Source organism: Helicobacter pylori (assembly GCF_014496965.1).
GTDB classification, from domain to species: domain Bacteria; phylum Campylobacterota; class Campylobacteria; order Campylobacterales; family Helicobacteraceae; genus Helicobacter; species Helicobacter pylori_CZ.
The window spans coordinates 30,659-45,930 of the sequence record NZ_JACTCR010000016.1 but is presented as its reverse complement, the minus strand read 5'-3'; the positions used below and the strand labels follow the sequence as shown (position 1 = coordinate 45,930).

12 protein-coding genes and 1 pseudogene are annotated in these 15,272 nt (G+C 37.9%); 9 read left to right on the top strand and 4 right to left on the bottom strand.

The window, feature by feature from the left end:
• Positions 1-128: 128 nt before the first annotated feature.
• The 3 genes and pseudogenes from H7O61_RS06295 to H7O61_RS06285 all read right to left on the bottom strand — a co-directional run.
• Positions 129-248 (bottom strand): annotated as a pseudogene (locus H7O61_RS06295) (type II restriction endonuclease); the annotation flags it as partial.
• Between the two features lie 2 nt (positions 249-250).
• Positions 251-1,351 (bottom strand): DNA-methyltransferase, encoded by a 1,101-nt coding sequence (locus H7O61_RS06290; RefSeq protein ID WP_187875473.1) that lies wholly within the window; start codon positions 1,349-1,351, stop codon positions 251-253.
• Positions 1,352-1,517: 166 nt separating this feature from the next.
• Positions 1,518-2,330, bottom strand: coding sequence for a 3'-5' exonuclease (locus tag H7O61_RS06285; protein ID WP_079339152.1), 813 nt, complete (start codon positions 2,328-2,330; stop codon positions 1,518-1,520).
• A 143-nt stretch (positions 2,331-2,473) separates the two neighbouring features.
• Between H7O61_RS06285 and feoB the strand changes: the two genes are divergently transcribed.
• Both feoB and H7O61_RS06275 read left to right on the top strand, forming a co-directional pair.
• Complete coding sequence (feoB, locus tag H7O61_RS06280; protein ID WP_187875472.1) at positions 2,474-4,402, top strand: ferrous iron transport protein B; 1,929 nt, start codon at positions 2,474-2,476, stop codon at positions 4,400-4,402.
• 242 nt (positions 4,403-4,644) lie between these two features.
• Positions 4,645-6,948, top strand: a complete 2,304-nt coding sequence (locus H7O61_RS06275) for a TonB-dependent receptor family protein (RefSeq protein WP_187875471.1) — start codon at positions 4,645-4,647, stop codon at positions 6,946-6,948.
• A gap of 38 nt (positions 6,949-6,986) precedes the next feature.
• Here the strand turns inward: H7O61_RS06275 and fliP are convergent, their stop codons facing one another.
• The gene (fliP, locus tag H7O61_RS06270; protein ID WP_001210295.1) at positions 6,987-7,733 is read right to left on the bottom strand and encodes a flagellar type III secretion system pore protein FliP; all 747 of its coding nucleotides are present in this window, start codon (positions 7,731-7,733) and stop codon (positions 6,987-6,989) included.
• A 96-nt stretch (positions 7,734-7,829) separates the two neighbouring features.
• Here fliP and glmU point away from each other — a divergent pair, with 96 nt between their 5' ends.
• The 7 genes from glmU to H7O61_RS06235 all read left to right on the top strand — a co-directional run bounded on the left by glmU (position 7,830) and on the right by H7O61_RS06235 (position 15,222).
• A complete protein-coding gene (glmU, locus tag H7O61_RS06265; RefSeq protein ID WP_187875470.1) occupies positions 7,830-9,131 on the top strand; it encodes a bifunctional UDP-N-acetylglucosamine diphosphorylase/glucosamine-1-phosphate N-acetyltransferase GlmU in 1,302 nt (433 codons plus the stop codon).
• Positions 9,132-9,412: 281 nt separating this feature from the next.
• Entirely contained in the window at positions 9,413-9,733 is a 321-nt protein-coding gene (locus H7O61_RS06260) for a pantothenate kinase (RefSeq protein ID WP_143424873.1), read from the top strand.
• A 39-nt stretch (positions 9,734-9,772) separates the two neighbouring features.
• Complete coding sequence (locus H7O61_RS06255; protein ID WP_079295014.1) at positions 9,773-10,276, top strand: hypothetical protein; 504 nt, start codon at positions 9,773-9,775, stop codon at positions 10,274-10,276.
• A gap of 175 nt (positions 10,277-10,451) precedes the next feature.
• Positions 10,452-12,818 carry a ribonucleoside-diphosphate reductase subunit alpha gene (locus tag H7O61_RS06250; protein WP_187875469.1) on the top strand — a complete coding sequence of 789 codons (2,367 nt, stop codon included), beginning with the start codon at positions 10,452-10,454 and terminating at the stop codon, positions 12,816-12,818.
• Positions 12,819-12,878: 60 nt separating this feature from the next.
• Positions 12,879-13,826, top strand: a complete 948-nt coding sequence (locus H7O61_RS06245) for a Gfo/Idh/MocA family protein (RefSeq protein ID WP_097696784.1) — start codon at positions 12,879-12,881, stop codon at positions 13,824-13,826.
• Between the two features lie 122 nt (positions 13,827-13,948).
• Positions 13,949-14,716, top strand: coding sequence for a sulfite exporter TauE/SafE family protein (locus tag H7O61_RS06240; protein ID WP_187875468.1), 768 nt, complete (start codon positions 13,949-13,951; stop codon positions 14,714-14,716).
• Positions 14,716-15,222 carry a methylated-DNA--[protein]-cysteine S-methyltransferase gene (locus H7O61_RS06235; protein ID WP_187875467.1) on the top strand — a complete coding sequence of 169 codons (507 nt, stop codon included), beginning with the start codon at positions 14,716-14,718 and terminating at the stop codon, positions 15,220-15,222. The genes H7O61_RS06240 and H7O61_RS06235 overlap by 1 nt, the downstream gene beginning before the upstream one ends.
• Positions 15,223-15,272: the final 50 nt, after the last annotated feature.

Genomic DNA, 15,272 nt, shown 5'->3' with positions numbered 1-15,272 from the left:
CGTATCAAAGCTTGTGGAGCTTCCTCTAACGGGGTTAGTTCTCAATATGGCAACATATTAGATCTAGCTAGTTATGGAGCTATGAAGCAAGAAAAAGCCCAATCGCTTTAGCGGTTGGGTAATTCACAAAAAGATATAGCAAAATCTAAAAACTCTGTGTTGATAGTATTTAAAACTACTTCTCTATAATCTTTTCCTTTTAAGAGTAAATCAATCGTATGATTTAAAGCTAATTCATTAAAATTCATTTTTAGATTTCCTTAAAACCAAGTTTGATTAGATTTTGAGCGTATTTTGGATGTTGTTCGCATAATAAAGGAATACGCCCCATAGATTTTGCAACCATTCCAAAAGTGCCACTACCGGCAAAAGGGTCGCATACAACTTCATTTTCAAAAGAGTAGTAATTTAGCGCTCTTTCACAAAGACTTTCAGGGAATACCGCTGGATGATCTTTACTAGACTTTGGAGTAATATACCAACAATTAGTGATTTCTATAGGCAATTCTTTTTTTCCAAATAAAGTATGATTTTGTTTAATTGGTTTTAGTCGTTTTTCAGCTATTTTAATATTTTTATCTAGTAGAAAAGGGGCTTTTTTACGATAGACTAACAAACTTTCACTCACACAATTAGATTTGTATCCTAAAGGTTTTTTATTTTGAAAATACCCTCCGATACGATTAGGCACACTAAAATCAGGTTTAATCCATAAGATTTCATCTACAAAGTAAAATCCATTGTCAATTAAAATTTGATGGAAATCAAAATGAATAGGATAACGCACGCTTTCAAACTCACGCCCAGCTCTTTTAGTGATCACAGGTGAAACATTAATAATAATAAAACGCCCCTCTTCTAACACTCTAAAACAAGCCTTTAAACTTTGAGACATGGCGCTTATATAATCTTTGTAATTTTTATAATCGCTATAAATTCTAGCATTATAGTAAGGTGGTGAAGTGAAAATAAGATTGACAGAACTAGGAGTGATTTTATTGAGCGTTTGCGCATTATCCCCAACTAATAAAGAAGGTTTTTTAATAATATTTTCTATAATTTTTAAAGGTGGTTTTTTGGTGTGGCGGTAGTCATAGTATTGTTTCATTTTTTGCATGTTTTCATTTTGATAGTATTGCAACAAGTCATCGCATAATTTTGCGAATCGCATATCCTTAGATTTATATAAAGCAGTGCGTAAAAATTGATAAACAACTTCCATGTAATGTTCTTTAAAAGATTCTTGCTTTAAAAAATTATAAATAATATCATCATCAAGTTGCCTACCAATAGAGCTTGCTATCTCTCTTTTTAGATCAATACTTAAATCTTGTTTAAACAATTCTAGCAATTCATTTAAATGGTTTTAGCTAGGGTGAGAACCCATATCCTTAATGCGTTTAATCGTGTAAAACTCAAGGTTTTTAATAAAACTATATGGTTTATTTTTTGATATTATGGGCATAAAAGACTCTTTGTTAAAATATTAGATATATTGTTTCAATAATCATAGAATTTTAAGAAAACTCCCTAATTTCTTTCTCTAAAGCGTTAGTAAAAACGCTTGAATAGGATTTTTCCTTAGGGAATTTTGCTAAAAAATCATTCAATAGCCCAAGGTATTGCTCCTTATTTAAAGCCCCTTTCAGCACTTCGTATTTTAAAAAAAGCCAGTAAGTGTTAAGCACATCGCTCTGGCAATAGCTATCAATAATCTCTTTTTTCTCCTTTTGGCTTAAATTAGGGTTGTAATAAATCGCATGCACTAAATCCCCGCTCACATCAAATTTACCAGGAATATTCGTCATAGAGCAAATGCCATTCAAATTCAACCCCCTAACGGATCCATAATGGCTCAAGCTATCCATTAAATCCAAATGAAACTGCTCGCTATAACGCGCGCGGTAATTCTCCCATTTGTTTTCTTGGCTGTAAAAAGCGTCCAAGGTTAAATTGTATTTAAGGGCTTTGAGCGTGAGTAGGGGCATATCAAAACCTCTGCCATTGAAGCTTATTAGGCGCGGTTGCTTTTCGTTAAAGTATTTGAAAAAGTCTTCTAAAAGCTCTTTTTCGCTTGTAAAACCCTCTTTATTCTCGTGTTTTTGACCAAAATTCCCCACTTTGACAAACTGCCCGTAATCATCGCCAATGACTGCTGCAATAGAGACAATTTCATGCAAATAAAGGGGCAAAAACTCGCTCCCGCTTTTTTCTTTTTGCTTTTCAAAACTCCATTCACAGATTTTTAGCGCATCGTCTTCTTTTAATTGAAAATGCTCTTTACACAAGCTCACGCTAGGAATGGTTTCTATATCAAACACGCACAACATCACACGCCCCTTTCGCATTTTAATATTCTTATCTTGCTTTTATTATATAACAATTAGTCTTATAGCGCTATAGTGCTAACTTTTAATTTAAAAACGATATAACCAAAAATTAAAAAAACTTTAATGCGGAGCATTCAAACCCAATGAAAGAAATCACTATCGCCCTTGTGGGCCAGCCTAATGTGGGGAAATCATCCCTCATCAACGCTTTGAGCAACGCCCATTTGAAAGTGGGGAATTTTGCCGGGGTTACCGTGGATAAGATGGAAGTGGGTTTGATCCATAAAGAGCATCAAATCACTATCATTGATTTACCTGGCACTTACGCGCTCAATGACTTCACCACTGAAGAAAAGGTGACTAAAGATTTTTTAGAAAAAGGGCAATACGATCTCATTCTCAATGTGGTGGATTCCACCAATTTAGAGCGTAATTTAGCCTTAAGCATGCAGCTATTAGACACGAATAAAAAAATGCTTCTTGCGCTCAACATGTGGGATGAGGCGCAAAAAGAAGGCATTAAAATCAATACAGAAAAGCTTTCTCAAGAATTAGGGGTTGTGTGCGTGCCAACAAGTGCAAGATCCAAAGAAGATCGCTTGAATACCGAGCTTTTATTAGACGAAATTGTCAGGCTTTATTCTCAAAACACTACAAACAATGAAAGCATCAAAGTCCCGTCTCAAAGCTTTAAAGAGTCTTTAAAATACAGCCAGAGCGCTCAAAGAATCGCTCAATTAGTGATCAGTGAAAACCAACAAAATGCGAGCTTTGAACACACTTATAAGATTGATAAGATTTTAATGCACCCGCGTTATGGGATTTTCATTTTTTTAGGGTTTATGTTTATCATTTTTTCCTTGAGCTTTTTAATAGGGGGGGGAGTGCAAAAAGCGCTTGAAACAGGGTTTAAGTTTTTGAGTGATAGTATTAAAGAAAATGTGGCTAATGAAGATTTAGCGTCTTTGGTGGGCGATGGCATTATTGGGGGAGTGGGAGCGACGGTTTCATTCTTGCCTTTAATTGTGGTGTTGTATTTTGGGATTTCTTTACTAGAGACGACAGGCTATATGAGTAGGGTAGCGTTTTTATTGGATGGGATCTTGCATAAATTTGGCTTGCATGGGAAGAGTTTTATCCCTTTAATCACCGGTTTTGGTTGCTCAGTGCCTGCTTACATGGCGACAAGAACCTTACAAAACTATAACGAACGATTGATCACGCTTTTTGTGATCGGGTTTATGAGCTGCTCGGCAAGGCTGCCTATTTATGTGCTGTTTGTAGGCTCGTTTTTCCCTTCTTCAAGTGCGGGGTTTGTGCTGTTTTGCATTTATATTTTGGGGGCGGTTGTGGCGTTAGTGATGGCCAAATTACTCAAATTAAGCGTGTTTAAAGGACAAACCGAATCTTTTATCATGGAAATGCCTAAATACCGCTTTCCCAGTTGGAGAATGGTCTATTTCAGTATCTACACCAAATCGCTTTCTTACCTTAAAAAGGCCGGGACTTATATTTTAGTGGGAGCGATTTTAATCTGGTTTATGTCTCAATACCCTAAAAGCGATGCGGCTATGAAAACTTATAAACAAGAAAGCTTGTTAGTGGATAAAGACACCACCCTTTCAAGCGAAGCTAAAGAAGAAAAATTAAAAGAATTAAAAACCAAATTGGATCAAAAGAATTTAAAAAATAGCATTGTAGGAAGAGGCGGGGCGTATTTAGAAAAAGTCTTTAGCCCTATGGATTTTGATTGGCGTTTGAGCGTCTCGCTTGTAACCGGATTTATGGCTAAAGAGGTGGTGGTTTCTACTTTGGGGGTGTTGTTTTCTTTAGGGGATCAAAATGAAAAATCTGACGCTTTTAGAGAGATTTTAAGAAAAGAAGTCAGCGTGCCTAGCGGGATCGCTTTTATCGTGTTTGTGATGTTTTATATCCCTTGTTTTGCAGCGACCATTACTTTTGGTAGGGAAGCTGGGGGGATCAAGTTTGTAGCGTATTTATTCATCTTCACAACCGTTGTAGCGTATGCGTTTTCCTTGATAGCTTTTTATGCAACTCAAATTTTGGTTTAAAGGCTAGCCATGGTTTAAAAACCCTTTATTTGTTTAAAATTCACCCTATTAGAAATATTAAAAAATTTTTATTTTTCTCCCAATCTTTTCTATAAACATTCGCATTAATCGGCGTTTTTGACAAAAAAAGCTATTAATTTAATTTAAATAATAATTATCTCAAAATTTAAGCTAAAACTAATAATAGTTATTATAAATTTCACCTTATTGTAAAAATGAACATTTTTCATAAAAGGTGGTAAGTGAAAAGAATTTTAGTCTCTTTGGTTGTTTTGAGTCATAGCGCGCATGCTGTCAAAACTCATAATTTGGAAAGGGTAGAAGCTTCAGGGGTGGCTAACGATAAAGAAGCGCCTTTAAGCTGGAGGAGCAAGGAAGTGAGAAATTATATGGGTTCTCGCACGGTGATTTCTAACAAACAACTCACTAAAAGCGCCAATCAAAGCATTGAAGAAGCTTTGCAAAATGTGCCGGGCGTGCATATTAGAAACTCTACCGGTATTGGAGCTGTGCCTAGCATTTCCATTAGGGGGTTTGGTGCGGGAGGCCCAGGGCATTCTAATACGGGAATGATTCTAGTAAATGGGATTCCTATTTATGTCGCGCCCTATGTTGAAATTGGCACGGTTATTTTTCCTGTAACCTTTCAATCTGTGGATAGAATCAGCGTAACCAAAGGCGGGGAGAGCGTGCGTTATGGCCCTAACGCTTTTGGCGGTGTGATCAACATTATCACCAAAGGCATTCCTACCAATTGGGAAAGTCAGGTGAGCGAGAGGACCACTTTTTGGGGTAAGTCTGAAAATGGGGGGTTTTTCAATCAAAATTCTAAAAACATTGATAAAAGCTTAGTTAATAACATGCTTTTTAACACCTATTTAAGAACGGGGGGTATGATGAATAAGCATTTTGGAATCCAAGCTCAAGTCAATTGGCTCAAAGGGCAAGGGTTTAGATACAACAGCCCTACCAACATTCAAAACTACATGCTAGATTCGTTGTATCAAATCAATGATAGCAATAAAATCACTGCTTTTTTTCAATATTACAGCTATTTTTTAACAGACCCTGGGTCTTTAGGTATAGCTGCCTATAATGAAAATCGTTTTCAAAATAACCGCCCTAATAACGATAAAAGCGGGAGAGCGAAGCGATGGGGAGCTGTGTATCAAAACTTTTTTGGGGACACGGACAGGGTAGGGGGGGATTTCACTTTCAGTTACTATGGGCATGACATGTCAAGGGATTTTAAATTTGATTCTAACTATTTAAATGTCAATACCAATCCTAAATTAGGCCCTGTTTATACCAATCAAAATTATCCAGGATTTTTTATTTTTGATCATTTAAGGCGTTATGTGATGAACGCATTTGAGCCTAATTTGAACTTAGTTGTCAATACCAATAAAGTTAAGCAAACTTTTAATGTGGGCATGCGTTTTATGACGATGGACATGTTCATTAGATCCGATCAAAGCACATGCGAAAAATCAGATATTATTGATGGGGTGTGTCATATGCCCCCATATGTTCTTTCTAAAAAGCCTAGTAACAATCAAGAAATGTTTAACAACTATACAGCGGTATGGTTGAGCGATAAAATAGAACTTTTTGATTCTAAATTGGTGATAACTCCAGGGCTTAGATACACTTTTTTGAACTACAACAACAAAGAGCCAGAAAAGCACGATTTTTCCGTATGGACCAGTAAAAAACAGCGTCAAAACGAATGGAGTCCTGCCCTTAACATCGGCTATAAACCTATGGAAAATTGGATATGGTATGCGAACTACCGCCGCAGTTTTATCCCCCCACAACACACAATGGTAGGCATTACTAGGACTAATTACAACCAAATTTTTAATGAAATTGAAGTGGGGCAACGCTATAGTTATAAAAATCTATTGAGCTTTAATACCAATTATTTTGTGATTTTTGCCAATCGTTACTATGCGGGAGGCTATAGCCCACAGCCTGTGAATGCTAGGAGCCAAGGGGTGGAATTGGAATTGTATTATGCGCCGATTAGAGGTTTGCAATTCCATGTGGCTTACACTTACATTGATGCGCGCATCACTTCTAACGCTGATGATATTGCTTATTATTTTACAGGCATTGTCAATAAACCCTTTGACATTAAAGGGAAGCGTTTGCCTTATGTGAGTCCTAACCAATTCATATTTGACATGATGTATACTTACAAGCACACGACTTTTGGAATCAGTAGCTATTTTTATAGCCGTGCTTATAGCTCTATGCTCAATCAGGCCAAAAGCCAAACCGTGTGCCTGCCCTTAAACCCAGAATACACAGGGGGGTTAGAGTATGGTTGTAATTCAGTGGGGTTATTGCCCTTGTATTTTGTGTTGAACGTTCAAGTAAGCTCCGTTTTATGGCAAAGCGGTAGGCATAAAATCACCGGGAGTTTGCAAATCAATAACCTTTTTAACATGAAGTATTATTTTAGGGGGATTGGCACAAGCCCTACAGGAAGAGAGCCCGCACCAGGGAGATCCATTACAGCGTATTTGAATTATGAGTTTTAAACTGATTTCAAGCTTTTATAGCTTGAATGTTTTTAATGTTAAACCATTTTAAAACTCGCTACTAAATTTTCGGTCAATAAATTAAACCCATCCACCAGAATAAACACCAAAATTTTAAAAGGCAGAGAAATCATTACAGGCGGGAGCATCATCATACCCATCGCCATTAAAATAGAGCTGATCACCATATCAATCACCAAAAAAGGCAAGTAGAGTAAAAAGCCGATTTGAAACGCTGTTTTCAACTCGCTTATCATAAACGCCGGGATTAAAACGCTCAAGCTCACATCATCAGGGGTTTTAGGGTTAGGCAAATTCCTAATCCTAAAAAAAAGTGCTAGATCCTTTTCTCGTGTGTTTTTAAGCATGAATTCCTTGAAAGGCAGAGCGCTTTTTTCAAACGCTTCGGTGTAAGAAATCTTTTTATCCATATAAGGCTTGATTCCTGTATCATAAGCCTTTTTCAAACTAGGTTCCATGATAAAAAAAGTCAATATCAAAGAGAGCGAGACTAAAATTTGAGTGGGGGGGGTTTGTTGCGTGCCTAAAGCGGTCCTTAAAAAAGAAAACACCACGATCAAACGGGTGAAACTCGTCATCACTAAAATCAACGATGGGGCTAAAACTAAAAGCGTGAGTAAGGCGATGACATTAAGGGTGGTTACGAGTTGTTTAGGATCACTAGGAGCGTTTAAAGAGAGGTTGACGCTAGGCAAAGCGCTATCAGCGCTCATTAAGGGGCATATTAAAGGGCAAATGAGAATTAAAAAAATGAAAAAACGCACAATTCTAGCCTTAAATCTTTAATAAAAACAAGGTCAAATTATAAGATAAGGCATGTTAAAATTCCCTAAAATAACCCCATAAATTGAAGGATTTTAATGCTTTCTGTAATCATACTAGCCGCTGGCAAAGGCACTCGCATGCGTTCTAGCTTGCCTAAGACTTTACACACGATTTGCGGGGAGCCTATGCTGTTTTACATTTTAGAAGTGGCTTTTTCAATCAGCGATGATGTGCATCTTGTCTTACACCACCAACAAGAACGCATTAAGGAAGCGGTGTCAAAGCGTTTTAAGGGCGTGATTTTTCACGCTCAGATCGTGGAAAAATATTCAGGGACAGGTGGGGCTATCATGCAAGAAGATAAAACGCCTGTTCCTACAAAACATGAGCGGGTTTTGATTTTGAATGCGGACATGCCTTTAATCACTAAAGGCGCCCTCATCCCCTTATTAGAAAGCCAGAATAACGCTATAGGTTTACTCCATTTAGCTGATCCTAAAGGTTATGGGCGCGTTGTTTTAGAAAACCATCAGGTTAAAAAGATTGTAGAAGAAAAGGACGCTAATGATGAAGAAAAAACCATTAAAAGCGTGAACGCTGGCGTGTATTTTTTTGAAAGAAAGTTTTTAGAAAAATACTTGCCCAAGCTCCATGACAAAAACGCCCAAAAAGAATACTATCTCACGGATTTAATCGCTCTAGGAATCAATGAAAACGAAACAATTGACGCTATTTTTTTAGAAGAAGAGTGTTTTTTAGGGGTGAATAGCCAAACAGAAAGAGCGAAGGCTGAAGAAATCATGCTAGAAAGACTGCGAAAAAACGCCATGGACTTGGGGGTAATGATGCAATTACCAAAGAGCATTTATTTAGAAAAAGGCGTGAGTTTTAAGGGGGAGTGCGTTTTAGAGCAAGGGGTGCGTTTGAGTGGGAATTGTTTGATAGAAAACGCGCATATTAAAGCTTATAGCGTGATAGAAGAGAGCCAAATTGTTAATAGCAGTGTGGGGCCGTTTGCCCATGCGCGCCCTAAAAGCGTGATTTGTAATAGCCATGTGGGGAATTTTGTAGAGACTAAAAACGCCAAACTTCAAGGCACTAAAGCAGGACATTTGAGCTATTTAGGGGATTGTGAGATAGGGAAAAACACAAATGTAGGGGCTGGCGTGATCACTTGCAATTACGATGGTAAAAAGAAACACCAAACGATCATCGGTGAAAATGTCTTTATAGGGAGCGATAGCCAACTAGTCGCCCCCATAACTATCGGCTCTAATGTCTTAATCGGCAGCGGAACCACCATCACTAAAGACATTCCTAGCGGTTCGTTGAGCCTTTCACGCGCCCCTCAAATTAACATTGAAAACGGGTATTTTAAGTTTTTTAAGAAGCCTTAAGGAGCTTGAAAAGAATTGCTGTTTTAAAACTTTATCACTTAAAAGGTGGTAAAAGTTCTTTTTTATCCTTTTGAATTTGCTTAAAAATCCTTTGAAAAAATCCTAAAATATTATAATCATTTACTTTAATCTTGTAATTTGTGAATAAACAAAACACTTATTGAGATTTTTGTGATATTTGGCTGATTTGTAACAACGCTTTTAATAGGGTTGTGGTATAAATATTCTTATCAAAGTGTGCCAAACATGCTTTGAATCTCCATTTTATGAAAGGATTTGTTATGAATGGATTAAGAACATTTAGTTGTGTAGTGGTTTTATGCGGTGCAATGGCTAATGTGGCTATAGCTAGTCCTAAAATAGAGGCAAGGGGTGAATTAGGCAAATTTATAGGGGGTGGTGTTGGGGGTTTTGTTGGTGATAAAATGGGTGGATTTGTTGGTAGTGCAATAGGAGGATATATTGGGTCTGAAGTAGGCGATAGGGTAGAAGATTATATCCGTGGCGTTGATGGAGAACCGCAAACTAAAGAACCGCAAACCCCAAGAGAGCCTATCCGTGATCTTTATGATTACGGGTATAGTTTTGGGCATGCTTGGTGATCTTAAATGAGCCAAGGTGATGGGGGGAAAGGGAATAACATGGATACTACAAAAGAGAACTTGAATGGCTCAAAAGAGCGTTTGAATTATACTGAATACAGTGTGGCAGTGGTTTTAGTTGTTATAATTTGTTACTCCATAATGTTTAGAACAGCTCTTTATCGCTCAGATGTTGGTGATCCGATTTTTGACCCTAAAGATAGTTACTATGTGTGGCTAACGACTCTAATAGCAGCTTTGTTGTCTAACCTCTTGTTCAACCCAAAAGGCAGGTCGGTAGGTTATTTCATTATTGAAACTTGGCAAGGATTCCCCAAGTTTTTTAAAGCCATTTTTAAGGCTAGGTTTTTTGGTGCGTTTTATGACGCTGTGTTAGGAGCAAGACTAAGGGATTTCTATATGGTGCTTTTAACGATACCTTTTGGTATCGCTATGCATGAAATTTCGGCGTATTGTGGGCATCCTAGCAACTTTCTTGTAGAGGGTTTGGTCATTGTAGGGTTTCAAGGTTTTCTTAAGCTTTGCGCTAAATGGGGGTGGTGATTTAACTCAAATAACATTAAATGGGAGGGGGGTATAAAAAAATTAAAGAAACTTTAAAACTCATTCTCATTAATAGAACAAATCCAACTTGAACTTCTCTCTTTCTTAAGTCTTAAGTTTTTTATTGATACAATGCCAAATTTAAAAGAAAACGATTTGATTTAAAGGAAAAATTTTGATTACAGTGGTTAAACGAAACGGGCGCATTGAGCCTTTGGATATTACCAAAATCCAAAAATACACTAAGGACGCTACGGACAATTTAGAGGGCGTGAGCCAAAGTGAGCTAGAAGTGGATGCGAGGTTGCAATTTAGGGACAAGATCACTACTGAAGAAATCCAACAAACTTTGATTAAAACCGCTGTGGATAAGATAGATATTGACACGCCTAATTGGAGCTTTGTCGCCTCAAGGCTTTTTTTGTATGATTTATACCATAAAGTGAGTGGTTTTACAGGGTATAGGCATTTGAAAGAGTATTTTGAAAACGCTGAAGAAAAGGGCCGCATCCTTAAGGGCTTTAAGGAAAAATTTGATCTAGAGTTTTTAAATAGCCAGATCAAGCCTGAAAGGGATTTCCAATTCAATTATTTAGGGATTAAAACCTTGTATGATCGCTATTTGTTAAAAGACGCTAACAACAACCCTATTGAATTACCCCAACACATGTTTATGAGCATTGCAATGTTTTTGGCGCAAAACGAACAAGAACCCAACAAAATCGCTTTGGAATTTTATGAAGTTTTAAGCAAGTTTGAAGCGATGTGCGCGACCCCCACTCTAGCGAACGCGCGCACCACCAAGCACCAATTAAGCTCATGCTATATTGGCAGCACGCCGGATAATATTGAGGGGATTTTTGACAGCTATAAGGAAATGGCGCTATTGTCCAAATACGGCGGAGGGATTGGCTGGGATTTTTCTTTGGTGCGTTCTATCGGGAGCTATATTGATGGGCATAAAAATGCGAGCGCAGGCACGATCCCGTTTTTAAAAATCGCTAATGATGTGGCGATTGCGGTTGATCAATTAGGCACACGAAAGGGCGCGATTGCGGTGTATTTGGAAATCTGGCACATTGATGTGATGGAGTTCATTGATTTAAGGAAAAATAGCGGCGATGAAAGGCGAAGAGCGCATGATTTGTTCCCGGCTCTTTGGGTGTGCGATCTGTTCATGAAAAGGGTTTTAGAAGACGCGATGTGGACTTTGTTTGACCCTTATGAGTGTAAGGATTTGACTGAGCTTTATGGGCAGGATTTTGAAAAACGCTATTTAGAGTATGAAAAAGATCCTAAAATCATTAAAGAATACATTAACGCTAAAGACTTATGGAAAAAAATCTTAATGAATTATTTTGAAGCCGGTTTGCCCTTCTTAGCCTTTAAAGATAACGCCAATCGGTGCAACCCAAACGCTCATGCAGGAATCATTCGATCGTCTAATTTATGCACGGAGATTTTTCAAAACACCGCGCCCAACCACTATTACATGCAAATAGAATACACCGATGGCGCGATAGAGTTTTTTGAAGAAAAAGAGTTGGTAACCACAGATAGTAATATCACTAAATGCGCTAACAAGCTCACTAGCACGGATATTCTTAAGGGCAAACCAATCTATATCGCTACTAAAGTCGCTAAAGACGGGCAAACGGCGGTGTGCAATCTAGCGAGCATTAATTTAAGCAAAATCAACACTGAAGAAGACATTAAAAGGGTCGTGCCGATCATGGTCAGGCTTTTAGACAATGTGATTGATTTGAATTTCTACCCTAACCGCAAAGTCAAAGCCACTAATTTACAAAATAGGGCCATAGGGTTAGGGGTTATGGGTGAAGCGCAAATGCTCGCAGAACACCAAATTGCTTGGGGATCTAAAGAGCATTTAGAAAAAATTGACGCTTTAATGGAGCAAATCAGCTACCATGCGATTGACACGAGCGCGAATTTAGCGGAAGAAAAAGGGGTGTATAAGGATTTTGAAAATTCAGAATGGAGTAAGGGGATTTTCCCTATTGATAAAGCCAACAATGAAGCCTTAAAGCTCACCGAAAAAGGGCTTTTTAATCACGCTTGCGATTGGCAAGGTTTGAGGGAAAAAGTCAAGGCTAATGGCATGCGTAATGGCTATTTAATGGCGATCGCTCCTACAAGCTCCATTTCTATTTTAGTAGGCACAACCCAAACGATTGAACCCATTTATAAGAAAAAATGGTTTGAAGAAAATTTGAGCGGGCTAATTCCAGTGGTAGTGCCTAATTTGAATTTAGAAACCTGGAATTTTTACACATCAGCCTATGATATTGACGCTAAAGATTTAATTAAAGCAGCAGCCGTGCGCCAAAAATGGATCGATCAAGGCCAAAGCATCAATGTGTTTTTACGCATAGAAAACGCCAGCGGTAAAACCTTGCATGAAATCTACACGCTCGCTTGGAAATTGGGACTCAAATCCACTTATTATTTGCGCAGCGAAAGCCCTAGCATAGATGAAAAAAGCGTGTTGGATCGCTCGGTGGAGTGTTTTAATTGCCAATAATATAAGCTTAAATAAGCTAATCTTTGCTAACATAAGATTAAAATTCTTGAAGGAAGTTGAATGCTTTTTGCGATGATTGGTTCAGGGGGGTTTATCGCTCCCAAGCACTTGCAAGCGATTAGAGATACGGGGCATTTTTTGGATTGCTCTTTTGATATTCATGATAGCGTGGGGGTTTTAGATGAGTATTTCCCGCAATCAGAGTTTTTTACCAATATTGAAGATTTTGAAAAGCATTTAGAGCAGTCTAAGGCTATGGGTAAAGAAATCAACTATTTGAGTGTTTGCACGCCCACGCACACGCATTTTGATCACATCCGTTTTGGGTTAAGAAACGGCATGCATGTGATTTGTGAAAAACCCTTAGTTTTAGACCCTGGCGAAATACAAGAATTGAAAGATTTAGAGGTGAAACACCAAAAAAGGGTGTTCAGTCTTTTGCCCTTACGCTTGCATTGCGACACGCTGGCTTTGAAAGAAAAAATTAAGAGTGAATTAGACAAAAACCCTGAAAAGGTGTTTGACATCACGCTCACTTATATCAGCGTTCAAGGGAAATGGTATTTTTCTTCATGGCGAGCGGATGTGAATAGGAGTGGGGGGTTAGCCACTCAAATGGGAGTGAATATTTTTGACACTTTATTGTATTTGTTTGGAGGCGTTAAAGACAAGGTTATCAACAGAGAAGAGCCTGATTGCGTGTGCGGGATACTCTTTTTAGAGCATGCCAAAATACGATGGTTTTTTTCCATCAATCCAGAACACATGGGAGTGGCTAAAGAAAAAGTTTATCATAAAATGATCCTAGAGGGCGAAGAAGTCAATCTCACACAGAGCTTTGATAACCTGTATATAGAAAGCTACAAACAGATTTTAGCTCAAGGGGGGTTTGGTTTGGATGACGCTGCGGCGTCTATTAAATTGGCTTATGAATTAAGAAACCTCTCTATTAGCGAACCCAATGATGATTCGCATGCTTTGTGTTGTAAAAACAAAACAGACCAATAAAAGCATGACTTTTAAAAGCGTTGTTTAGGGGGTTTGGTTATTAGCGTTTGATTAGAATAGGGTTGTTTTTAATTTTCTTTTAGAGAGGTTTATAGGGGGGTTTTACTTTTTTAAGGGTTTTTATGGATATTTATGCGTTATACATAGCGATAGGGCTTTTTACGGGCATTCTATCAGGGATTTTTGGCATTGGTGGGGGGCTGATCATTGTCCCTATCATGCTCGCAACCGGGCATTCTTTTGAAGAATCCATCGGTATTTCCATTTTGCAAATGGTTCTTTCATCGTTCGTGGGCTCTGTTTTGAATTTCAAAAAAAAATCGCTTGATTTTTCTTTAGGCTTGTTGATAGGGGCAGGGGGGCTGATAGGGGCGAGTTTTAGCGGATTTGTTTTAAAAATCGTTTCCAGTAAAATTTTAATGGTTATTTTCGCGCTTTTAGTCGTGTATTCTATGATCCAATTTGTTCTAAAACCCAAAAAAAAAGATTTGATAGCGGATACTAAACGCTACCATTTGCAAGGTTTAAAATTATTTTTAATTGGCGCGCTCACAGGGTTTTTTGCTATCACTTTAGGGATTGGTGGGGGGATGCTCATGGTGCCTTTGATGCATTATTTTTTAGGGTATGATTCTAAAAAATGTGTGGCGTTAGGGTTATTTTTTATCTTATTTTCTTCTATTTCAGGAGCTTTTTCTTTAATGTATCACCACATCATCAATCAAGAAGTGCTTTTAGCAGGGGCGATTGTGGGCTTAGGCTCAGTTATGGGCGTGAGCATTGGGATTAAATGGATCATGGGGCTTTTGAATGAAAAGATGCATAAAGCTTTGATTTTAGGGGTGTATGGTTTGTCGCTATTGATTGTTTTATACAAGATCTTTTTTTGATGGTTTTATACCACTACTATTTTAAGACCCCTAAGAGTTTCCCTTTAGAGTATTTGCATTTGTGCGCTAATGAGAGCCATTTATTGAGATTGGATTTTGATGCGACCAATTTTTCTCATAACGCCCCTATGAATACCCCGCTAAAACTCAGCGTTCAAGCCTTGGAGCGTTATTTCTTGGGACAACTTTTTGAATTTGATGCGCCTTTAGATTTGATAGGGACTTTTTTTCAAAAACAAGTTTGGTCTGCGTTAATGACTATCCCTTATGGCAAGACAAAAAGTTATGATGAAATCGCAAAGCTCATTAATAACCCTAAATCTTGCAGAGCTATTGGCAACGCTAATTATAATAACCCTATTTCTTTGATCGTGCCTTGTCATAGAGTGGTGCGTAAAAATGGCGCTTTAGGGGGGTATAATGGGGGCATAGAAGTCAAAAAGTGGCTGTTAGAATTTGAAAGCAAAATTTTAAACCAGCAAGCTAAAAACCCTTTAATTTCTTAAAAAATGGGGGTTTTAGTGATTTTATGGTAAAAATGATTTTCTTAAGGGAG